The sequence below is a fragment of the Mesorhizobium alhagi CCNWXJ12-2 genome (genome assembly GCF_000236565.1).
Lineage (GTDB): Bacteria > Pseudomonadota > Alphaproteobacteria > Rhizobiales > Rhizobiaceae > Allomesorhizobium > Allomesorhizobium alhagi.
Genome location: NZ_AHAM01000122.1, coordinates 23,870 through 41,019 on the forward strand (window position 1 = coordinate 23,870; position 17,150 = coordinate 41,019).

Annotated in this window: 22 protein-coding genes and 1 pseudogene; 14 read left to right on the forward strand and 9 right to left on the reverse strand. The window is 62.3% G+C overall.

Annotated elements, in window-relative coordinates; translation table 11 throughout:
- Nucleotides 1-54 precede the first annotated feature (54 nt).
- Nucleotides 55-231 (forward strand): hypothetical protein, encoded by a 177-nt coding sequence (locus tag MAXJ12_RS37645; RefSeq protein ID WP_008836584.1) that lies wholly within the window; start codon nt 55-57, stop codon nt 229-231.
- Nucleotides 232-256: 25 nt separating this feature from the next.
- On the opposite strand, the gene MAXJ12_RS14175 is transcribed toward MAXJ12_RS37645, so the two are convergent.
- Nucleotides 257-1,069: a VOC family protein gene (locus tag MAXJ12_RS14175; protein WP_008836585.1), complete on the reverse strand. Its 813-nt coding sequence runs from the start codon at nt 1,067-1,069 to the stop codon at nt 257-259.
- A gap of 165 nt (nt 1,070-1,234) precedes the next feature.
- Between MAXJ12_RS14175 and MAXJ12_RS14180 the strand changes: the two genes are divergently transcribed.
- A complete protein-coding gene (locus MAXJ12_RS14180) occupies nt 1,235-1,783 on the forward strand; it encodes an RBBP9/YdeN family alpha/beta hydrolase (RefSeq protein ID WP_008836586.1) in 549 nt (182 codons plus the stop codon).
- Here MAXJ12_RS14180 and MAXJ12_RS14185 read toward each other — a convergent pair.
- Together MAXJ12_RS14185 and MAXJ12_RS14190 are read right to left on the reverse strand one after the other, a co-directional pair.
- Nucleotides 1,780-2,550 carry an HpcH/HpaI aldolase family protein gene (locus MAXJ12_RS14185; protein WP_008836587.1) on the reverse strand — a complete coding sequence of 257 codons (771 nt, stop codon included), beginning with the start codon at nt 2,548-2,550 and terminating at the stop codon, nt 1,780-1,782. The genes MAXJ12_RS14180 and MAXJ12_RS14185 overlap by 4 nt on opposite strands.
- A gap of 104 nt (nt 2,551-2,654) precedes the next feature.
- Nucleotides 2,655-2,975: a DUF1476 domain-containing protein gene (locus MAXJ12_RS14190; protein ID WP_008836588.1), complete on the reverse strand. Its 321-nt coding sequence runs from the start codon at nt 2,973-2,975 to the stop codon at nt 2,655-2,657.
- A gap of 271 nt (nt 2,976-3,246) precedes the next feature.
- Here MAXJ12_RS14190 and purC point away from each other — a divergent pair, with 271 nt between their 5' ends.
- From purC to MAXJ12_RS14245, 11 genes are all read left to right on the forward strand, one after another.
- Nucleotides 3,247-4,041, forward strand: a complete 795-nt coding sequence (gene purC, locus MAXJ12_RS14195; RefSeq protein ID WP_008836589.1) for a phosphoribosylaminoimidazolesuccinocarboxamide synthase — start codon at nt 3,247-3,249, stop codon at nt 4,039-4,041.
- A gap of 37 nt (nt 4,042-4,078) precedes the next feature.
- Nucleotides 4,079-4,321 carry a phosphoribosylformylglycinamidine synthase subunit PurS gene (purS, locus tag MAXJ12_RS14200; RefSeq protein WP_008836590.1) on the forward strand — a complete coding sequence of 81 codons (243 nt, stop codon included), beginning with the start codon at nt 4,079-4,081 and terminating at the stop codon, nt 4,319-4,321.
- Nucleotides 4,322-4,341: 20 nt separating this feature from the next.
- Entirely contained in the window at nt 4,342-4,593 is a 252-nt protein-coding gene (locus MAXJ12_RS14205) for a hypothetical protein (RefSeq protein WP_008836591.1), read from the forward strand.
- Nucleotides 4,590-5,276, forward strand: a complete 687-nt coding sequence (gene purQ / locus MAXJ12_RS14210) for a phosphoribosylformylglycinamidine synthase subunit PurQ (protein ID WP_008836592.1) — start codon at nt 4,590-4,592, stop codon at nt 5,274-5,276. Before MAXJ12_RS14205 ends, purQ begins: the two co-directional genes overlap by 4 nt.
- Before the next feature lie 38 nt (nt 5,277-5,314).
- Nucleotides 5,315-5,719, forward strand: coding sequence for a hypothetical protein (locus MAXJ12_RS14215; RefSeq protein WP_008836593.1), 405 nt, complete (start codon nt 5,315-5,317; stop codon nt 5,717-5,719).
- Between the two features lie 64 nt (nt 5,720-5,783).
- Nucleotides 5,784-8,009 carry a phosphoribosylformylglycinamidine synthase subunit PurL gene (purL, locus tag MAXJ12_RS14220; protein WP_008836594.1) on the forward strand — a complete coding sequence of 742 codons (2,226 nt, stop codon included), beginning with the start codon at nt 5,784-5,786 and terminating at the stop codon, nt 8,007-8,009.
- Nucleotides 8,010-8,149: 140 nt separating this feature from the next.
- Entirely contained in the window at nt 8,150-8,875 is a 726-nt protein-coding gene (locus MAXJ12_RS14225) for a hypothetical protein (RefSeq protein WP_008836595.1), read from the forward strand.
- The gene (locus tag MAXJ12_RS14230; RefSeq protein WP_008836596.1) at nt 8,823-9,056 is read left to right on the forward strand and encodes a BolA/IbaG family iron-sulfur metabolism protein; all 234 of its coding nucleotides are present in this window, start codon (nt 8,823-8,825) and stop codon (nt 9,054-9,056) included. Before MAXJ12_RS14225 ends, MAXJ12_RS14230 begins: the two co-directional genes overlap by 53 nt.
- A 12-nt stretch (nt 9,057-9,068) precedes the next feature.
- Nucleotides 9,069-9,374, forward strand: a complete 306-nt coding sequence (locus MAXJ12_RS14235; protein WP_008836597.1) for a hypothetical protein — start codon at nt 9,069-9,071, stop codon at nt 9,372-9,374.
- A 25-nt stretch (nt 9,375-9,399) separates the two neighbouring features.
- Nucleotides 9,400-9,735, forward strand: coding sequence for a Grx4 family monothiol glutaredoxin (gene grxD / locus MAXJ12_RS14240; RefSeq protein WP_008836598.1), 336 nt, complete (start codon nt 9,400-9,402; stop codon nt 9,733-9,735).
- A gap of 151 nt (nt 9,736-9,886) precedes the next feature.
- On the forward strand, nt 9,887-11,086 hold the full coding sequence (locus MAXJ12_RS14245; protein ID WP_040586314.1) for a multidrug effflux MFS transporter: 1,200 nt from the start codon (nt 9,887-9,889) through the stop codon (nt 11,084-11,086).
- A gap of 114 nt (nt 11,087-11,200) precedes the next feature.
- Here MAXJ12_RS14245 and ttcA read toward each other — a convergent pair whose 3' ends face one another.
- From ttcA to MAXJ12_RS14270, 5 genes and pseudogenes are all read right to left on the reverse strand, one after another.
- The gene (ttcA, locus tag MAXJ12_RS14250) at nt 11,201-12,043 is read right to left on the reverse strand and encodes a tRNA 2-thiocytidine(32) synthetase TtcA (RefSeq protein ID WP_008836600.1); all 843 of its coding nucleotides are present in this window, start codon (nt 12,041-12,043) and stop codon (nt 11,201-11,203) included.
- Nucleotides 12,044-12,148: 105 nt separating this feature from the next.
- Nucleotides 12,149-12,766, reverse strand: coding sequence for a 30S ribosomal protein S4 (gene rpsD / locus MAXJ12_RS14255; RefSeq protein ID WP_008836601.1), 618 nt, complete (start codon nt 12,764-12,766; stop codon nt 12,149-12,151).
- Nucleotides 12,767-13,059: 293 nt separating this feature from the next.
- Nucleotides 13,060-13,766, reverse strand: a pseudogene (locus tag MAXJ12_RS14260) (2OG-Fe(II) oxygenase).
- Nucleotides 13,767-13,896: 130 nt separating this feature from the next.
- Nucleotides 13,897-15,618 carry an adenylate/guanylate cyclase domain-containing protein gene (locus MAXJ12_RS14265; protein ID WP_139043897.1) on the reverse strand — a complete coding sequence of 574 codons (1,722 nt, stop codon included), beginning with the start codon at nt 15,616-15,618 and terminating at the stop codon, nt 13,897-13,899.
- Between the two features lie 94 nt (nt 15,619-15,712).
- Nucleotides 15,713-16,126, reverse strand: coding sequence for a winged helix-turn-helix transcriptional regulator (locus MAXJ12_RS14270; RefSeq protein ID WP_008836605.1), 414 nt, complete (start codon nt 16,124-16,126; stop codon nt 15,713-15,715).
- Nucleotides 16,127-16,271: 145 nt separating this feature from the next.
- Here MAXJ12_RS14270 and MAXJ12_RS14275 point away from each other — a divergent pair, with 145 nt between their 5' ends.
- A complete protein-coding gene (locus MAXJ12_RS14275) occupies nt 16,272-16,910 on the forward strand; it encodes an NAD(P)-dependent oxidoreductase (RefSeq protein WP_008836606.1) in 639 nt (212 codons plus the stop codon).
- Nucleotides 16,911-16,929: 19 nt separating this feature from the next.
- Here the strand turns inward: MAXJ12_RS14275 and MAXJ12_RS14280 are convergent, their stop codons facing one another.
- A complete protein-coding gene (locus tag MAXJ12_RS14280) occupies nt 16,930-17,121 on the reverse strand; it encodes a DUF3008 family protein (RefSeq protein ID WP_008836607.1) in 192 nt (63 codons plus the stop codon).
- Between the last annotated feature and the right edge of the window lie 29 nt (nt 17,122-17,150).

Genomic DNA, 17,150 nt, shown 5'->3' on the forward strand with positions numbered 1-17,150 from the left:
GGAACCGCCAATAACATCACGCGTTGTTGCCCGGTTCAACCAGGATGGGCGAGAATGGCCAATCACGACACGACCACGACAAACGGGAAGGTGGTGTGGTTTGCGGCCGGAGCGCTGGCCGTGGCCGCGCTGGTGGCGCTGTTTCTCTATGCGGACGGCTATTTCGATCGCTCCGACAGCATCGAGTTGAGGATCGAGGCGCCCGAAAACGGAATCATCGAGGGCCAGTAGCAGATCCGAGGTCCACTCCCGACCATCAGGCCTTGCCGGGCACGACACGGACAGCCGTTCCCCACGGATCCTGGACAGTTCTCTCGGACCGAGTTTCTGACGAGCGCATTTCCACCCAGGAAAGCCCGGCGCGGCCTGGATCGCGCATCCCCGCACCGGCGCTCTGCCAGCGATTCGCGCCGATATGGTGGTGGTAGCCGCCCGAGGACAGGAAGACGGCGTCGGTGCCGTATCTGGCAACGGTGTCGAATCCGAATTCTTCGCGCCACCAATCTTCCGCAACGACCGGATCGCCGACGCGCAGATGGACGTGGCCGACGACGCTGTTTTCAGGCGCACCCCGCCAACCGGCATCTCCCGCCGGCATCGCGGCGATCAGCCCGTCGATATCGAGCCTCTGGGTCGCCATCTCGACGGACGAGCCGTTCCACAGCCATGTGTCGCGCGGCCGGTCGGCATAGATTTCGATGCCGTTGCCTTCCGGATCGTTGAGATACAGCGCCTCGCTGACAAGATGGTCCGAAGCGCCGCTCACCGGAATGCGCTTTTCGATCGCATGCTTCACCCAGCGGGCGAGATCGGTGCGGGTCGGCAGCAGGAAGGCTGTGTGGAAAAGGCCGGCGCTGCGCGGATCGTCGGGCTTGGCGGCTGGTTCGGCCTCGATCTCCAGCAGCGGCTTGCCGCCGGCGCCGAGACTGATCGTTTCGCCGCCTCGTGACAGTTCCTCGAGGCCAACGACATCGCGATAGAATTTTGCAAGCGCCTCGGCGTCACGCGCCTTCAGGCCGACGCGGGCCACGCTGACCGGCGTTGTCGCGGCAAACGGCATTTCTGACATATCGGGCTCCTGTAGCCTCCGGAAAATCGAACTTGCCGTGAACATCGGCGTGCGCGCAGCTTTGCGCAAGCACTTCGGGAGCGAACACGCTGTTCATCATAGTGCTGCATTCGAGAGCATCCGCAAAGGTTGCGCGACCGGCGCTGCGTGGCTACATGGCGCGCCATGAAGGTCAAGGACGCAGATATACTCATCGTGCCCGGCTACACCAATTCGGGGCCGGAACACTGGCAAAGCCGCTGGCAGGCCAGGCTGTCGACCGCAAGACGCGTCGAGCAGGCGGAGTGGTCGAAGCCGGTTCGCGAGGATTGGACGGCCGAGGTCGCCAAGGCAGTCAACGAGGCCGAGAAGCCGGTGGTCTTCATCGCCCATTCGCTCGGCGTCTCCACCGTCGTCCAGGCCATACCGCAGTTCAGGAAGCCCATCGCCGGCGCGTTTTTCGTGGCGCCGCCGGATGTCGCCAATCCGTCCATCAGGCCGAGGCATCTGATGACCTTCGGCCCCTACCCGCGCGAGCCGCTGCCTTTTCCCTCTATCGTGGTTTCGAGCAGCAACGACCCGTTCTGCCCGATCGACGTCGCCGAGGATATCGCCGCCGCCTGGGGCTCGTTGTTCATCCATGCGGGCGATGCCGAGCACATCAATGCCGAAGCGGGCTACGGCCCGTGGCCCGAGGGCACGATGGCCTTCGCGAACTTCCTGACGAAGCTTTAGCCCATCGATCCGCGGGCGGCCTTCAGCAGCGTCTCGGCGCCCAGCGCGATGTATCTCGGCTCCCCGCCAAGGGCCATTAATCGGTAACCCATCGAGACGAAGCGGCCAACCATGTTCGGGTCGACGACATAGATCGCGGCGTGCTTGCCGGCGTCCCTGGCGCGACGCGCGATCGAGGCTATCGTCTCCATCATGTCCTCGAGCGTTCCATCCACGGTCGAGCCATTGCTCCAGGCGATCGAGAAATCGGCGGGGCCGACGAATATGCCGTCTATGCCGGGCGTGTCGAGAATGCCGTCGAGCGCATCGAGCGCGGCGCGAGTCTCGATCATAGCGAAGGAGACGGTGCGCGCATTCATGTCGGCCAACCAGGCATTAAAATTACTGCCCTTCTGCCGGGGAAAGGCGTAGGTCGGACCCCAGGAACGCTCTCCGACCGGCGGATATTTCATCGCCGCGGCAAACTGCCGGGCGTCCGCGACCGAATTGACCATCGGAGCGATCACCGCTTCGGCGCCGAAATCAAGCGCGCGGCTCGCCATGTCGAAGCGGCCGACCGGAATGCGGACCACCGGGTGCTTCTTGGCGTGCATGACCGGCAATATGCTGCGAACCACGCTGTCCTCGTGGTGCCCGCCATGCTGCATATCGAGTGTGACGGCATCGAACGCCTGTGCGGCGACGATTTCGACGGTCAGCGCGTCCGGTACGCCCGACCAGGCTGTGAACAAGGTTTCGCCGGCTTCCAGTCGCGTTGCCAATTGCATGTGGAGCTTTCCTCGATCGGGGATCGCATCTTCACCCGGAAACGTCCGTGAACGCAAAGAAAAACCGCCCGCTAAGGCGGACGGTTCGTTGGTCCACGGCAGGATCAGCTGTTCTTTATCTGCTCGATCGCCTGCGCCAGCAGTTCTTCCATGGTGCGTTGGATCTGGTGGTCCGACTGCTCTACCCCGGCAGCGTCGAAATCCTTGCGAATCTTGCGGAACACGTCGTGGTCGCCCGCTTCCTCGAAATCCGAGTTGATCACTTCCTTGGCGTAGGCTTCGGCATCATCACCCGACTTGCCGAGCTTCTCGGCGGCCCAGAGGCCGAGCATCTTGTTACGCCGGACCGTCGCCTTGAAACGCTGTTCCTCATCCATCGCGAACTTTTTCTCAAAGCCCTTTTCGCGATCGTTCATGGTGCTCATGGCTGGTCCTCCGGGGGTGGCTGCGATTCGTTACTGCCGATCAATATGGGCTTCCGCAGCACAAACCAAAAGGTCGCGCCCCGGTCAATACGCCCTGTCTTCTGCTGCAGTGCGGCATTTCGCTCGGGAAAGCGGTTGATTGACCTGATTTGCCGATTGAGGAATTGGCGGGATTGGGATAGAGACCGCGTTGAAACCCGTCATTGCCGCGCATGAGCGTTGACGCAAGGGTCGGTTGCCAGGCGCCTGCCCCAATCCAGAGAAAAACCAGATGAAAAATCGCCGCCGCATCTACGAAGGCAAGGCCAAGATCCTGTATGAAGGCCCCGAGCCGGGAACGCTGGTCCAGTTCTTCAAGGACGACGCCACCGCCTTCAACAAGAAAAAGCACGAGATCGTCGACGGCAAGGGCGTCATCAACAACCGCATCTCCGAGCACATCTTCAACCATCTGAACCGGATGGGCATTCCGACGCACTTCATCCGCCGGCTCAACATGCGCGAGCAGTTGATCAAGGAAGTCGAGATCATCCCGCTCGAAGTGGTGGTCCGCAACATCGCCGCCGGCTCGCTCGCCAAGCGGCTCGGCATCGAGGAAGGCACGGTTCTGCCGCGCTCGATCATCGAGTTCTACTACAAGGCCGACGCGCTCGACGATCCGATGGTCTCGGAAGGGCACATCACCGCCTTCGGCTGGGCAAGCCCGCAGGAGATCGACGACATCATGGCGCTGGCCATCCGCGTCAACGATTTCCTTTCCGGCCTGTTCATGGGCATCGGCATCCAGCTCGTCGACTTCAAGATCGAATGCGGCCGCCTGTTCGAGGGTGACATGATGCGCATCGTGGTTGCCGATGAGATTTCGCCGGATTCCTGCCGCCTGTGGGACGTGAACACCCAGGAAAAGATGGACAAGGACCGGTTCCGCCGCGACATGGGCGGCCTCGTCGAGGCCTACCAGGAAGTTGCCCGCCGCCTCGGCATCATGAACGAGAACGAGCCGCCCCGCCCGACCGGCCCGGTTCTGGTCGCTTCAGCCGACGGCCCGAAAGGCAAGCCGCACTAACCGGCTCACTTGGACACCAGACAGGAGCGTAGCAGGCGTGATCAAGGCTCGTGTGACCGTAACCCTCAAGAACGGCGTTCTCGACCCGCAGGGCAAGGCGATCGAGCATGCGCTCGATGGCCTCGGCTTCGCCGGCGTCGGATCGGTGCGCCAGGGCAAGGTGTTCGACATCGAGATCGACAACGCCGACCGCGCCAAGGCCGAAGCCGATCTGAAAGCCATGTGCGACCGATTGCTGGCGAACACGGTGATCGAGAACTATACTGTAGCCATAGATTGAGGTTGTGCAGAGGAACGGGAATGGCCGAAACGACCAGCGAGTTCATGTACGAGCTTCTGAAGAAGATGCATGAGCGTTTCGATAAGGTCGACTTCGCGCCCGAGTTGAAGTCGGAGGTGAACAATATGCGCGGCACGATGGTGGCGATGCAGGGTGACCTCCACAATATCTACGGCATTCTCGGACGCCACGAGCGCCTCGACCGTATAGAACACCGCCTCGAACTGCGCGAACTCGCCGAACCTCAAAAACCATTCGATCACACCACATGAAATCAGCCGTCGTCGTCCTTCCTGGCCTCAATCGCGACCGCGACATGATCGCGGCGCTGACGAAAATCTCCGGCAAAGTCCCGGTCACGGTCTGGCAAACCGACACGGAGATCCCGGATGTCGACCTGGTCGTCATTCCCGGCGGCTTTTCCTATGGCGACTATCTGCGCTGCGGCGCGATTGCGGCGCGCATGCCCGTGATGCGTGCGGTGGCGGAAAAGGCCGAAAAAGGCGTGCAGGTGATCGGCGTCTGCAACGGCTTCCAGATCCTGGTCGAGGCCGGCATGCTGCCCGGCGCGCTGATGCGCAACGACCATCTGAAATTCGTCTGCCGCGAAGTGAAGCTGCGCGTCGAGAACGCCAATACGAGCTTTACCCGCAACTATGCGCCCGGCCAGATCATCCGTGCGCCGGTCGCCCATCATGACGGCAACTATTTCGCCGACCCCGAAACGCTGGCCCGCATAGAAGGCGAAGGCCGGGTTCTGTTCCGCTATGCTGAAAACACCAATCCGAACGGCTCGATCAACGACATTGCCGGGATCGTCAACGATCGCGGCAATGTGCTTGGTCTGATGCCGCATCCGGAAAACCTGATCGAAGCCGCGCATGGCGGCAGCGACGGCCGCCCCTTGTTCGAAAGCGCGCTCGGCATCGCCGCCCCGCAACCAGAACCGGCCTGATACCCGGACAACTTCTCCAGACAGGCGGATCTTTGCGGATGAAGAAATTTGCGATTGTCGCCGGCGCAGCTTCATTGCTTCTGGCGCTGGCGGCCTGCCAGTCCAAAACGCCCGCGCCCGCCGCGGTCGGGAAGAGCGCCTCGCTGAAAGCAATGGAAACCGTGGCCATCGCGGCACATAAATGCTGGTTCGCCGCCAAGGACCCTGCATTCAAGGCCTATCGCATGGCCAATGAGCTGAACTCGTTCAGTGGCACGCCGCGTTTCCTGCTGGTTCCGGCGAAGGATTATGGCGGCAAGCCGCTGTTGGTGGTCCAGGCCACGGGAAATTCATCCCGGGTCGATGTGTTCGGACCGCTGATGGGCGAGCCGCTCGGTGCGCGCATCGGCGCCGACATCAGCCGCTGGGCGGCAGGCAATGACGATTGCGGTGGAACCGCTTGATAATTTCGCGCGATTTGGCGGATCGCATTAGACAGACTTCCAGCCCGAGCAACCGGACAGGACCATGACCATTTCCAACACCGCGAAGATCACTGACGAGCTTATCGCAGCACACGGGCTGAAGCCCGACGAGTATCAGCGCATCCTCGACCTCGTCGGCCGCGAGCCGACCTTCACCGAACTCGGCATCTTTTCGGCCATGTGGAACGAGCACTGCTCGTACAAATCCTCGAAGAAATGGCTGCGCACCCTGCCGACAAGTGGTCCGCAGGTGATCCAGGGGCCGGGTGAAAACGCCGGCGTCGTGGATATCGGCGACGGCGATTGCGTGGTCTTCAAGATGGAGAGCCACAACCACCCCTCCTATATCGAGCCTTACCAGGGCGCGGCGACCGGCGTCGGCGGCATTCTGCGCGACGTCTTCACCATGGGCGCGCGCCCGATCGCGGCGATGAACGCGCTGCGCTTCGGCGCGCCGGACCACCCCAAAACCCGGCATCTCGTCTCGGGCGTGGTGGCCGGCATCGGCGGCTACGGCAATGCCTTCGGCGTTCCGACGGTCGGCGGCGAGGTCAATTTCGATCCGCGCTACAACGGCAACTGCCTGGTCAATGCCTTCGCGGCGGGCCTCGCCAAGACCGATGCTATCTTCCTGTCGGAGGCCAAGGGCGTCGGCCTGCCGGTCGTCTATCTCGGCGCTAAAACCGGCCGCGACGGCGTCGGCGGCGCGACAATGGCGTCGGCCGAATTCGACGACAAGATCGACGAGAAGCGCCCGACCGTTCAGGTCGGCGATCCGTTCACCGAAAAATGCCTGCTCGAGGCCTGCCTCGAACTCATGGCATCCGGCGCGGTCATTGCCATCCAGGACATGGGAGCTGCCGGCCTCACCTGCTCGGCAGTTGAAATGGGCGCAAAAGGCGATCTCGGCATCCAGCTCGAACTCGACAAAGTACCGGTTCGCGAGGATCGCATGTCGGCCTACGAGATGATGCTCTCCGAAAGCCAGGAGCGCATGTTGATGGTGCTGCGCCCGGAAAAAGAGGAGGAGGCCGAGGCGATCTTCCGCAAATGGGGGCTGGATTTCGCCATCGTCGGCCATACAACCGACGATCTGCGCTTCCGCATCATTCATCAGGGCGAGGAAGTCGCAAACCTGCCTATCAAGGATCTCGGCGACCAGGCCCCGGAATATGATCGCCCATGGGTCGAGCCGACGCCACGCCAGCCGCTCGCCAGCGATGACATCCCGCAAGCCGACATCGCCGACGCCCTGCTGAAAATGCTTGGCGGGCCGGACCTGTCCAGCCGCCGCTGGGTCTGGGAGCAGTACGACACGCTGATCCAGGGCAATTCGCTGCAGATTCCGGGTGGCGACGCCGGCGTCGTTCGCGTCGAGGGCCATGCCACTAAGGCTCTGGCCTTCTCCTCAGACGTTACGCCGCGCTACTGCGAGGCCGACCCCTATGAAGGTGGCAAGCAGGCGGTCGCCGAATGCTGGCGCAATCTGACTGCGACGGGCGCCATGCCGCTGGCGGCCACCGACAATCTGAATTTCGGCAATCCCGAGCGGCCCGAAATCATGGGCCAACTGGTCAAGGCCGTGCAGGGCATAGGCGATGCCTGCCGGGCGCTCGGCTTCCCGATCGTGTCAGGCAACGTCTCGTTATACAATGAAACCAACGGCCAGGGCATATTGCCGACCCCAACCATAGGCGGCGTCGGCCTGATCCAGGATTGGTCGAAGATGGCGCGGATCGGCTTTGCCCGCGAAGGCGAGATGATCCTGCTGTTCGGCGCTCCCGACTGGTGGGGCATGCATCTCGGTCAGTCGGCGTATATGCGCGACATTCACGGCCGCGCCGACGGCCCCCCACCTCCGGTCGATCTCACGCACGAGAAAAAGGTCGGCGACTATGTCCGCAAGCTGATCCGCTCGGGCATCGCAACCGCGGTGCACGACCTTTCAGATGGCGGTCTTGCCGTCGGGCTGGCCGAGATGGCGATGGCTTCGAGCATCGGCGCCACCGTCTCGCAGCTTGCCCAAGGCGATCCAATCCCGCAGTTTTTCGGCGAGGACCAGGGCCGCTACCTGGTAACGATCAATCTTTCGGCTCAAAGCGACGAATTCGAAGCGATGCTCGCTGAGCTGAAGCAACTCGGCATTTTCGCCCCATGGATCGGCACCACGGGCGGCAGCGAATTGAAACTCGGGCATACCCGTGCCATACCTGTGACAGAATTGACCGCTGCTCACGAATCCTGGTTTCCGAGCTTCATGGACAAGTGAGCGGCGCGTAGAACTCAAAGGGGGGGTTCTGTGTACGGAGGCGGCGTCTGACTGGCTGGACGCATTTTCGGCGGTGGGCCCGCCTGAAATTTGTCGGCCCGAGGCCGCCGCGCCATCCTGGCGGTTTCGCCGGTCCGGTCGTGATCCTGGGTTCTGCACCATCGAGCGCCAAGCCTGCGGGCTTCGATCCAGCCAGCTACCATGTCGTCACGGTCAACGCCTCGCAGGCCAAGCTGGACGAGTGGGGCGTCGACAAGCCGGCGGCAACCTTCATCCATTTTTACAACGTCGAGGGCGATTCGGAGAACGCGCGGGCGGTGCGGCGTGTGCTTGCCGGGCGGCGGACAGGCGAACTGTACGTGATTCGCTGGACGCTCGGGCTTGAGGCGCTGCAAAGCGGCCTTGCTGCGTTCGACTACCGCTATGACCGACTGCACCAAATATCCAGATATCACCGCATGGCGCTGCATCTGGCGATTATGCGGCGATTGAACGAGGAGAAAGACAATTCCGTCAAATTCTCCAATGGATTGACGGCAGTTTTTTATGCGCTGGCCAGCGGCGCTCCCTCCGTGATCCTCTCCGGCATCGATCCCCGTTCCGCGGGTCATTTCTACAACGGGGCCGGCGCCAGACGCTTGCATGCCGAGACCGATCTCGCCCTGATCGAAGAATTGCGCAGGCGCGGCGCACCGATCTTTACGGCAGACCCCGACGTCGCGCGCACGACCGGTCTTGATCTCTGGTCCGCAAAGTCCGACGTATACGTGACCGCTACTGGCGGATTGTGGAAGCTGATGCGGGAGCAAATCAATGGCTATGGACGCGCACGAGATCGAAAAACTGATCCGGGACGGTATACCTGACGCAAAAGTGACTATCCGCGATCTGGCCGGCGACGGAGACCACTATGCCGCCGAAGTGGTGGCCGAAAGCTTCCGCGGCAAGACACGTGTGCAGCAGCACCAGATGGTCTATGACGCGCTGAAGGGCAATATGGGCGGTGTTCTTCACGCGCTTGCCCTTCAAACCAGCGCTCCGGAGTGATATATCCCCTTCATGGAAGAGACGGAGAGCATGACTGCGGGTCAGATTGCGAACCACACATTCGCATATCTGAGGCGCATCGAAAGCCAACTGAAGTCGGTGACGGAGGTGCTTCTCCGGCACGAGACTCGCCTTGGACGCATCGAGCGTGATCTGGGTGACGTGAGAAGGGATTTGGGCGAAGTCCGAAGCGATATCGTTCTCGTTGAAAACCAGATGCTCAACCGCATGAATGAAATTCTCGACGTCGTCCGGCGGCTTGACGAACACAGCCACCGGATATCGATGTTGGAAACACCAAACACGGTCGGTTCCTAGACCGGCGCAATCTCAGGATAACATGATGAGCGGAATCAACGAATACATAGACAATGAGGTGAAGAGCAACGACGTGGTCGTGTTCATGAAGGGCACGCCCGGTTTTCCGCAGTGCGGATTTTCGGGCCAGGTCGTGCAGATCCTCGATTATGTTGGCGTCGACTACAAAGGCGTCGATGTTCTGACCTCGAACGAACTGCGTCAGGGCATCAAGGATTATTCCAACTGGCCGACGATCCCGCAGCTCTACGTGAAGGGCGAATTCGTCGGCGGCTGCGACATCATCCGCGAAATGTTCCAAGCTGGCGAGTTGCAGAGCTACCTCGCCGAAAAGGGCATCAGCGCCAAGGGCGCTGCCTGATAGGGGAACCAGACCGATAGATTCCGGTTCTCTCCGGAATCAATTTTTAGGATGCGCCGGGCCCCCCGGCGCATTTCCTTTTTGAGCATAGCATTAGGAAGCTCTCATGGACCAGCAGGCTACACCGACTACCGTGACGACAGGCCTGTCGATCCCGCGCTGGGAGTTCATCGCGCTTGCCGCCGCACTCATGGCGCTCAACGCGCTCGCCATCGACATCATGCTGCCTGGGCTGCAGCAGATCGGCGCCAGTCTCGGCGTCGCCGACGAGAATGCGCGCCAGTATGTCATCACCGCATATATTACCGGTTTCGGCTTGGCGCAGCTTTTCTTCGGCCCGCTTTCCGATCGGTTTGGGCGGCGCGTACCGTTGCTTGCGGGCCTTGCAGTCTATGTGGCGGCCGCGTTTGCCTGCGCCTTCGTACCGACCTTCGGAGCGCTGCTCGCATTCCGTTTCGTCCAGGGTCTCGGCGCAGCGGCCACCCGCGTCATCGCCGTTTCAGTCGTGCGCGATACGTTTGGAGGGCGCGCCATGGCGGAGGTCATGTCGCTGGTCTTTATGGTGTTTATGATCATCCCGGTTGTCGCGCCCAGCGTCGGCCAGATCATCATGTTGGCGGGCGAATGGCACATGATCTTTACTTTCATGGGCGTTGTCTCGCTCGCCTTCACCATCTGGACCTGGAGGAGGCTGCCCGAGACGCTGCACGCATCGTTTCGCCGGCCCCTTACCGCCGCTGTCATCACCGACGGTTTCCGCATCGTTCTGACCAACCGCATCGCCATCTGCTACACCGTCGCCATAACCGCCCTTTTTGGTGCATTGTTCGGCTTCATCAATTCCGCGCAGCAGATCTATGTGGGCATCTATGAAGTGGGCGCGCTGTTTCCGGTGTATTTCGCGGCCGTCGCAGGGTTGATGGCTCTGTCATCGTTCCTCAATTCCCGCTTCGTCGGAAAGTTCGGCATGCGTCGGCTGGCCCATGGCGCGCTGCTCGGCTTCCTGGCGGTCACGGGCCTGGCGTTCGCCCTGTCGCTGCTCGGGCCGCTGCCGTTGTGGCTGTTCGTGACGCTTTTCGCCCTCGCCATGTTCCAGTTCAGCTGGATCGGCTCCAATTTTAACGCGCTGGCCATGGAGCCGCTCGGCCATGTGGCGGGCACCGCCTCTTCCGTTCAGGGTTTTATGCAGACGGTTGGCGGCGGCATCGTCGGCGCCATAATCGGCCAGAGTTTCGACGGCACCGTGGTTCCGATGGCGGCAGGCTATTTTCTCCTGGGACTGGCGGCGCTCGGAATGGTTCTGGTTGCCGAAAAAGGAAGGCTATTCCAGCCGCACAATCCGCCGGTCTGATGCTTGCGACGGCGCGCGTCCTTTCGGACGCGCAAAGGACGCTCCAGAGCCGAACCCGCGCATGGTGCATTCCGAAAGCGATACCGGTTTCGGGCCATGCGCTCGCGGGTTCATTCAGCGCAGCGCCGCGAAATCGAACAGCTTGCGGTCGAGGAGATGCGACGGCCGGACGTTTGCCAACGCCCGGATCATGGTGTCCTTGCGGCCGGGCATGCGCTTTTCGATGTCGTCCAGCATCTGCTTCATGAGATTGCGCTGCAGCCCCTCCTGGCTGCCGCACAAATCGCACGGGATGATCGGGAACTTCATCGCGTCGGCGAATTTCTGCAGGTCGGCCTCGGCGCAATAGGCAAGCGGACGCAGCACTGTCACGTCGCCGTCGTCGTTGAGGAGTTTCGGCGGCATCGCCGCCAGCCTGCCGCCATGGAAGAGGTTCATGAAGAACGTTTCGAGTATATCCTCGCGGTGATGCCCGAGCACCAGCGACGAGCAGCCCTCCTCGCGTGCGATGCGATAGAGATGGCCGCGCCGCAGCCGCGAGCACAGCGAACAGTAGGTGTTGCCCTCGCCGATCTTGTCGGTGACGATCGAATAGGTGTCGCGATATTCGATGCGGTGGCGGATACCGTGGCTTTCGAGGAAATCCGGCAGGATATGCTTCGGGAAATTCGGCTGGCCCTGGTCGAGATTGCAGGCGACGAGTTCGACGGGCAGCAGGCCGCGCCATTTCATATCGAGAAGCAGCGCCAGCAGCCCGTAGGAATCCTTGCCGCCCGAAAGCGCCACCAGCCAGCGGTCGCCGGGTCGGGCCATCGCGAACTCGTCGATAGCCTGCCGCGTCTGGCGCAGCAGCCGCTTGCGCAGCTTGTTGAATTCGACCGAGGACGGCGCATCCCGGAACATCGGATGGCAGCTTGCATCGTCGGTTTCGACGACCAGATCGGGCATCATATTCATGGGCGCGTCCAGCCTGCTTGGCTCAATGCGTCCGGCTTACCGGACCGTACCGACAAAGAAAAGGCCGCCCGAAGGCGGCCTTTGAACTGGAACGGAGTATTCCGATTAACGGGAATAAAACTCGACGACCAGGTTCGGTTCCATCTGGACCGCGTAGGGAACGTCGGCCAGGCCGGGAACGCGGTTAAAGGTGGCGACCATTTTGTTGTGGTCGACTTCGATATAGTCCGGCACGTCGCGCTCGGCGAGCTGCACCGATTCCAGAACGATGACCAGCTGCTTCGACTTCTCGCGGACCTCGATCACATCGCCGGCCTTGCAGCGGTACGAGCCGATATTGGTGCGCTTGCCGTTCACGTTCACGTGGCCGTGGTTGACGAACTGGCGGGCCGCGAAAATGGTCGGCACGAACTTGGCGCGATAGACCACCGCGTCGAGGCGCGATTCGAGCAGGCCGATCAGGTTTTCAGGCGTATCGCCCTTGCGGCGGTTGGCTTCCTCGTAGGTCTTGCGGAACTGCTTTTCCGAAATGTCGCCATAGTGGCCCTTCAGCTTCTGCTTGGCGCGAAGCTGCAGGCCGAAGTCGGAAAGCTTTCCCTTGCGGCGCTGGCCATGCTGGCCGGGACCGTATTCACGCTTGTTGACCGGGGACTTCGGGCGGCCCCAGATGTTTTCGCCGAGACGGCGGTCGATCTTGTACTTTGCTGATTCGCGCTTGCTCATCGCATTCCCTTTCAAATAGATACACCCGCAACCTCATGTCACGAATGAAGGAAACGCGCCCTCCTCTGGCCTCCGTTTCGAGACCTGACAGGATTTCCCACGCACGCTTTGCGAAGAAACCCACGGGACACGTCATTCAAGCAAGACCTGGAAAAGTGTAAGCGATTTTCCGTCTGGTCTTGCGGCATTACAACAGAAGCGCCGGACCTTTCGGCCCGGCGTTGGCGTGGCTCTAAAGGAGAGCCTCGCTGTTGTCAAGGATTTCGGGGCCGCATCGGCGCTTCAGGCCTGCTTTACGCCGCATCGTGGAAGATGATCCCGGCGGTGAACCGCTCGCCGGAACGAATGCGGCTGACGCCGTGGCGCATCTTGACGCGGTAATCGCCTCGCGTGCCCGCCTTCGGCCTGTCATTGACGGCAAACAGCGCGCCATGCCCCTGTTCCAAAGGCACGACTTCCGCGCGCGACTGCATGCGCGGCCGCTGCTCGGTGAGCACCAGTTCGCCGCCTTCGAATTCCTCGCCGGGGGCACTTAGCAGAATCACCAATTGGATCGGGAAAAGTGCTTTCCGTAAATATCCTGATGCAGGCAATTGTAGTCGCCCGGCCCATATTTGAGCAGCAGCGGCGTTGGCCGCGTCTGCCCGTCCGCATGGCATTCGGCCAGGAACCCGTCATGCGCCGCCGGAAAGACCCGGTCTATGCCCGTGCGCGCATTCCAGCCGTTGGCCAACGGCACGAGCCGCTCGTAAAAACGCCGGCGCAGCCCAGCGACCGGTTCCGGCAGCGGATTGGCAAAATATTTGTATTCCCCGGCTCCAAATCCATGTCGCTGCATGACGATACGGCTACGGAACGCTCCGTCATTGTCGTAAAGACGCCGCAGGGCATGGCATTCATCCTCGCTAAGCAGCGGGCCCGTCCGTGCGACCCCGAACTCGTCGAGTTCCCGAGCGATCGTGTCCCAGTCGAGTTCCGCCACCACATTCCAAGGGTTCATCGCCCTTCTCCTTCACTGTCCTTGTTCGCCGCGTCGAAGCTATTCGGCGGGAGGCAGAAGGGCATTCCGTTTCTTGCGCGGTTGCGCCGCTACCGGCGGCAGCGTCAAACGCGGTCACCCCGGTCGCAGGCTACGCTACCTTCCTGGTCGTCCGGCGCGCCAGAAGCTTGCGCAACTCGTCGCTCCCGGCGAACCGCGCCACGCGAACCGGTTCGAACTTCCCCCTGATCATCACCGTATCGAGCGCGGCGCCCTCCATTGAACTGTCCAGCAACGACAGTGCTTCGGCGGAGGCCACCAGTGTACAGTCGAGCCGTTTGGCCTCGGCCTCGAGCCTTGCCGCAACATTGCCGGTATCGCCCAGGAACGGCAGCCCGTCCGCGCCGCCCTTCCAGCCAGCGCCGACGACGGCCACCCCGACATGCAGTCCCATGCCGATGCGAAACGGTTCGGGCAACTCGGCCCTGAGTTCCGCGTTCAGGGCGTCGATCCCGTCCCAAACCCGCAACGCGGCGCTGAAAGCGTCGCGAGCCGCTTTCTCGGCGGTTCCATCGACGCCGAAGACGCTCATGATACCGTCACCGGCGATGTTGGTAACGTGGCCGCCGCTTTCTCTGACCGCCGTCGACACCATCTGGATGTAGCGGTCGAACAGGAACAGCACGTCATAGGGCAGGCGGTCGTCGGCAAGCCGTGTCGACTGACGCATGTCGACGAACAGGGCGGCGATCTCCATCTCGCGGCCACTCCCGATCGCGCCGAAGCGGCGCGAGGCCAGGACCGGATCGCTCGCCGGATTGACCAGCGGAACGACCGTGACGTCGCCGGTCGGCCGGATCTGGCAGGCAAGCCGCACATCCGGAGGAGCGCCGATCCTGGTGAGCAGGCGAAGTTCGTCTCCGCCCGGAGGGGAAAGGTTCCCAGCACCGGCAAGGATCCCGACGCGGCAGGTCGAGCAGCGGCCGCGCCCTCCACATACCGAAGCGTGCGGTACGCCCGCCCAGCGGCTGGCTTCGAGTACCGAAAAGCCGGCCGGGACCGACACCATGCGGCCATCCGGATAGGTGACGCGGATCGAACCATAGCGCCGCGCATGCCAGTTGCGGGCCGCGCGCAGTGTGAAAACGCCTGCGACCAGCCCGATATAGCCGACAAGAATGGCGTCGACGATGCGGCTCACCTCCGCCCAGTCGCTGGCTTGCCTTGTGCCCGGCCGATCGACCACGTGATCGCCGAGCGATGCCGGCGCATTGGCGACTACATAACGCATGTCGAGGCCGGCATTCAGGAAGCCGAGAGCGGCGAGCACCGGCACCAGCGTAGCCAGCGCTGCAAGCGCGGGCACCGCGCGCACATACCACCGCTTGGATCTCAGCCAGGCGCGAATGCCCAGGCAGCCATGAATCCACACGATCGCCAGAAGAAAATACTGTCTCGGCAGGCCAAAATCCGGCGTCGCCACCCAATAGAGGTACAGCACGCGATCATAGCCGACACTCAGATCGTAGATGCCCTCGCCGATCCGGATGGCCGCGGCATGGGAGATCAGGAGCAATGGTATCGTCAGGCCGAGGGCGATCTGCATTGCCTCGCTTGCCGGCATGCGGAAATGGCGGCGCCGGTAGAGCGAGTAGAGACCCAAGGCGACGTGGATGGCGACAGCGCCGTAGAGCAGCACCAGGCCCGGCGCGGACTGCCAGGGATCCAGCAGCAACTTGGCGGCCGCTTCCATTGTCCCGGCGGACCTGATCCCGAAGGCGTGGTTCAGGAGGTGAGAAGTCGCATAGGCGAACAGGACCAAACCGGTCGCAAGCCGCAGCGGCTGCACCATCCCGCGTTTGGGGTTACTCACTATCCTGTTCTCCGAGGCAATCCGCGGGCCGAGTGAGCCTGCCGCGGTCAGCCTATCGACCGGCCGGGGAGAGTGCGTCAAGGGCAAAGCGCAGCTATAGCTGCCCCGTGTCGAACCTGCTGCGCGCCGCCTTCAGTGCATCGCGGTTGCGCACCGCCCAGATGCCAAGCGCCGCCACCGGCACGGCAATCGAATGGCCGAGTTCGGTCAGCGCATATTCAACCTCCGGCGGCATCGTCGGCCTTACCGTGCGCCGCACCAGCCCGTCGCGCTCGAGCGAACGCAGCGTCACGGTCAGCATGCGCTGCGAGATGCCCTCGATCGACCGCTTGAGCGCGTTGAAGCGCGTTGGCGCCGCCTGAAGATTGATGATGACCAGAAGGCTCCACGTGTCGCCGACGCGATCCAGAACCTCGCGTATGGGGCAATTGCCCTCTTCGTCGGGCTCGAAGCCCGGATGGCTGTCCAGCATCGGCGATGCAGCGGAAGCGTTCGTCCGAGCGTTCATGCGGTTCCCTCCGGGTAACCTGGGCAGATAATCATGCGTACTTACGCGTTCCTGCTTTCGCGGCTAGTGGTGACTTTGGGTAACCTGATTACCACAAATGCCTCTTTAGCCAAACGGTAAAAGAGCCAAGCATGGAGTATTTTGGATGAAAATCGCACTCATCGGCGCGTCGGGCTTCGTCGGCAGCGCTATCCTCAAGGAAGCTGTCAGCCGCGGCCATGCCGTCACCGCCATAGCGCGCGATGCCGGCAAGGTCGAGCGGCTCGACGGCGTGACGCCAAAGGCGGTCGACGCCACGGACCATGCCGGGCTGACGCGCGCTATCGCCGGACACGAGGTCGTGATTTCCGCCTTCAACGGCGGCTGGGGCGACCCGGACATCTATCGCAAGCACCTCGATGGCTCGCGCGCAATCGTCAGCGCCGCCAAGGCCGCGAAGACGCGATTGATCGTGGTGGGCGGCGCCGGCAGCCTTCACGCGCCCGACGGCAGCCAGTTTGTCGATTCGCCCGAATTTCCCGCCGAGTGGAAACAAGGCGCATTGGCCGCGCGCGACGCGCTCGCCGAACTGCGCAACGAAACGGAACTGAATTGGAGTTTCCTGTCCCCGGCCTTCGTCTTGAAGCCGGGTGAACGCACTGGAAAATACCGGACGGGCAGCGAGCAGCCGGTATTCGACGAAGCCGGCCAAAGCACGATCTCTACCGCCGATTTCGCCGTCGCCTTGGTCGACGAAGCGGAGCGTGCGGAACACCCGCGCAAGCGTTTCACCGTCGCATACTGAAGAACCGCCCTGCCGGAGATCAGTCCTTCGACTTCTTCTTCTCCGGCAGGCCCTTGCGCTTGGTTTCGGCCAATTCCTCGAGTTGCTTCTCGCTCATGGACTCGACCATCCCCTTGGACGCGCCCTTGAGCTCGCTCTTCTTGGTTTCGCCGCGCTTGGCCGACAAGGCCGCGCCGGCCGCCTTCTGCTGAGCCTTGGATTTCGCAGGCATCTGTGCGTCTCCCGTGATTGCGCTTCGGG

What these genes read in the sequence shown, in the direction of transcription:
- MAXJ12_RS37645 (WP_008836584.1), top strand. Translation starts at nt 55, where the DNA reads ATGGCCAATCACGACACGACCACGACAAACGGGAAGGTGGTGTGGTTT.
- MAXJ12_RS14175 (WP_008836585.1), bottom strand. Translation starts at nt 1,069, where the DNA reads ATGTCAGAAATGCCGTTTGCCGCGACAACGCCGGTCAGCGTGGCCCGC.
- MAXJ12_RS14180 (WP_008836586.1), top strand. Translation starts at nt 1,235, where the DNA reads ATGAAGGTCAAGGACGCAGATATACTCATCGTGCCCGGCTACACCAAT.
- MAXJ12_RS14185 (WP_008836587.1), bottom strand. Translation starts at nt 2,550, where the DNA reads ATGCAATTGGCAACGCGACTGGAAGCCGGCGAAACCTTGTTCACAGCC.
- MAXJ12_RS14190 (WP_008836588.1), bottom strand. Translation starts at nt 2,975, where the DNA reads ATGAGCACCATGAACGATCGCGAAAAGGGCTTTGAGAAAAAGTTCGCG.
- purC (WP_008836589.1), top strand. Translation starts at nt 3,247, where the DNA reads ATGAAAAATCGCCGCCGCATCTACGAAGGCAAGGCCAAGATCCTGTAT.
- MAXJ12_RS14205 (WP_008836591.1), top strand. Translation starts at nt 4,342, where the DNA reads ATGGCCGAAACGACCAGCGAGTTCATGTACGAGCTTCTGAAGAAGATG.
- purQ (WP_008836592.1), top strand. Translation starts at nt 4,590, where the DNA reads ATGAAATCAGCCGTCGTCGTCCTTCCTGGCCTCAATCGCGACCGCGAC.
- MAXJ12_RS14215 (WP_008836593.1), top strand. Translation starts at nt 5,315, where the DNA reads ATGAAGAAATTTGCGATTGTCGCCGGCGCAGCTTCATTGCTTCTGGCG.
- purL (WP_008836594.1), top strand. Translation starts at nt 5,784, where the DNA reads ATGACCATTTCCAACACCGCGAAGATCACTGACGAGCTTATCGCAGCA.
- MAXJ12_RS14230 (WP_008836596.1), top strand. Translation starts at nt 8,823, where the DNA reads ATGGCTATGGACGCGCACGAGATCGAAAAACTGATCCGGGACGGTATA.
- MAXJ12_RS14235 (WP_008836597.1), top strand. Translation starts at nt 9,069, where the DNA reads ATGGAAGAGACGGAGAGCATGACTGCGGGTCAGATTGCGAACCACACA.
- grxD (WP_008836598.1), top strand. Translation starts at nt 9,400, where the DNA reads ATGAGCGGAATCAACGAATACATAGACAATGAGGTGAAGAGCAACGAC.
- ttcA (WP_008836600.1), bottom strand. Translation starts at nt 12,043, where the DNA reads ATGAATATGATGCCCGATCTGGTCGTCGAAACCGACGATGCAAGCTGC.
- rpsD (WP_008836601.1), bottom strand. Translation starts at nt 12,766, where the DNA reads ATGAGCAAGCGCGAATCAGCAAAGTACAAGATCGACCGCCGTCTCGGC.
- MAXJ12_RS14270 (WP_008836605.1), bottom strand. Translation starts at nt 16,126, where the DNA reads ATGAACGCTCGGACGAACGCTTCCGCTGCATCGCCGATGCTGGACAGC.
- MAXJ12_RS14275 (WP_008836606.1), top strand. Translation starts at nt 16,272, where the DNA reads ATGAAAATCGCACTCATCGGCGCGTCGGGCTTCGTCGGCAGCGCTATC.
- MAXJ12_RS14280 (WP_008836607.1), bottom strand. Translation starts at nt 17,121, where the DNA reads ATGCCTGCGAAATCCAAGGCTCAGCAGAAGGCGGCCGGCGCGGCCTTG.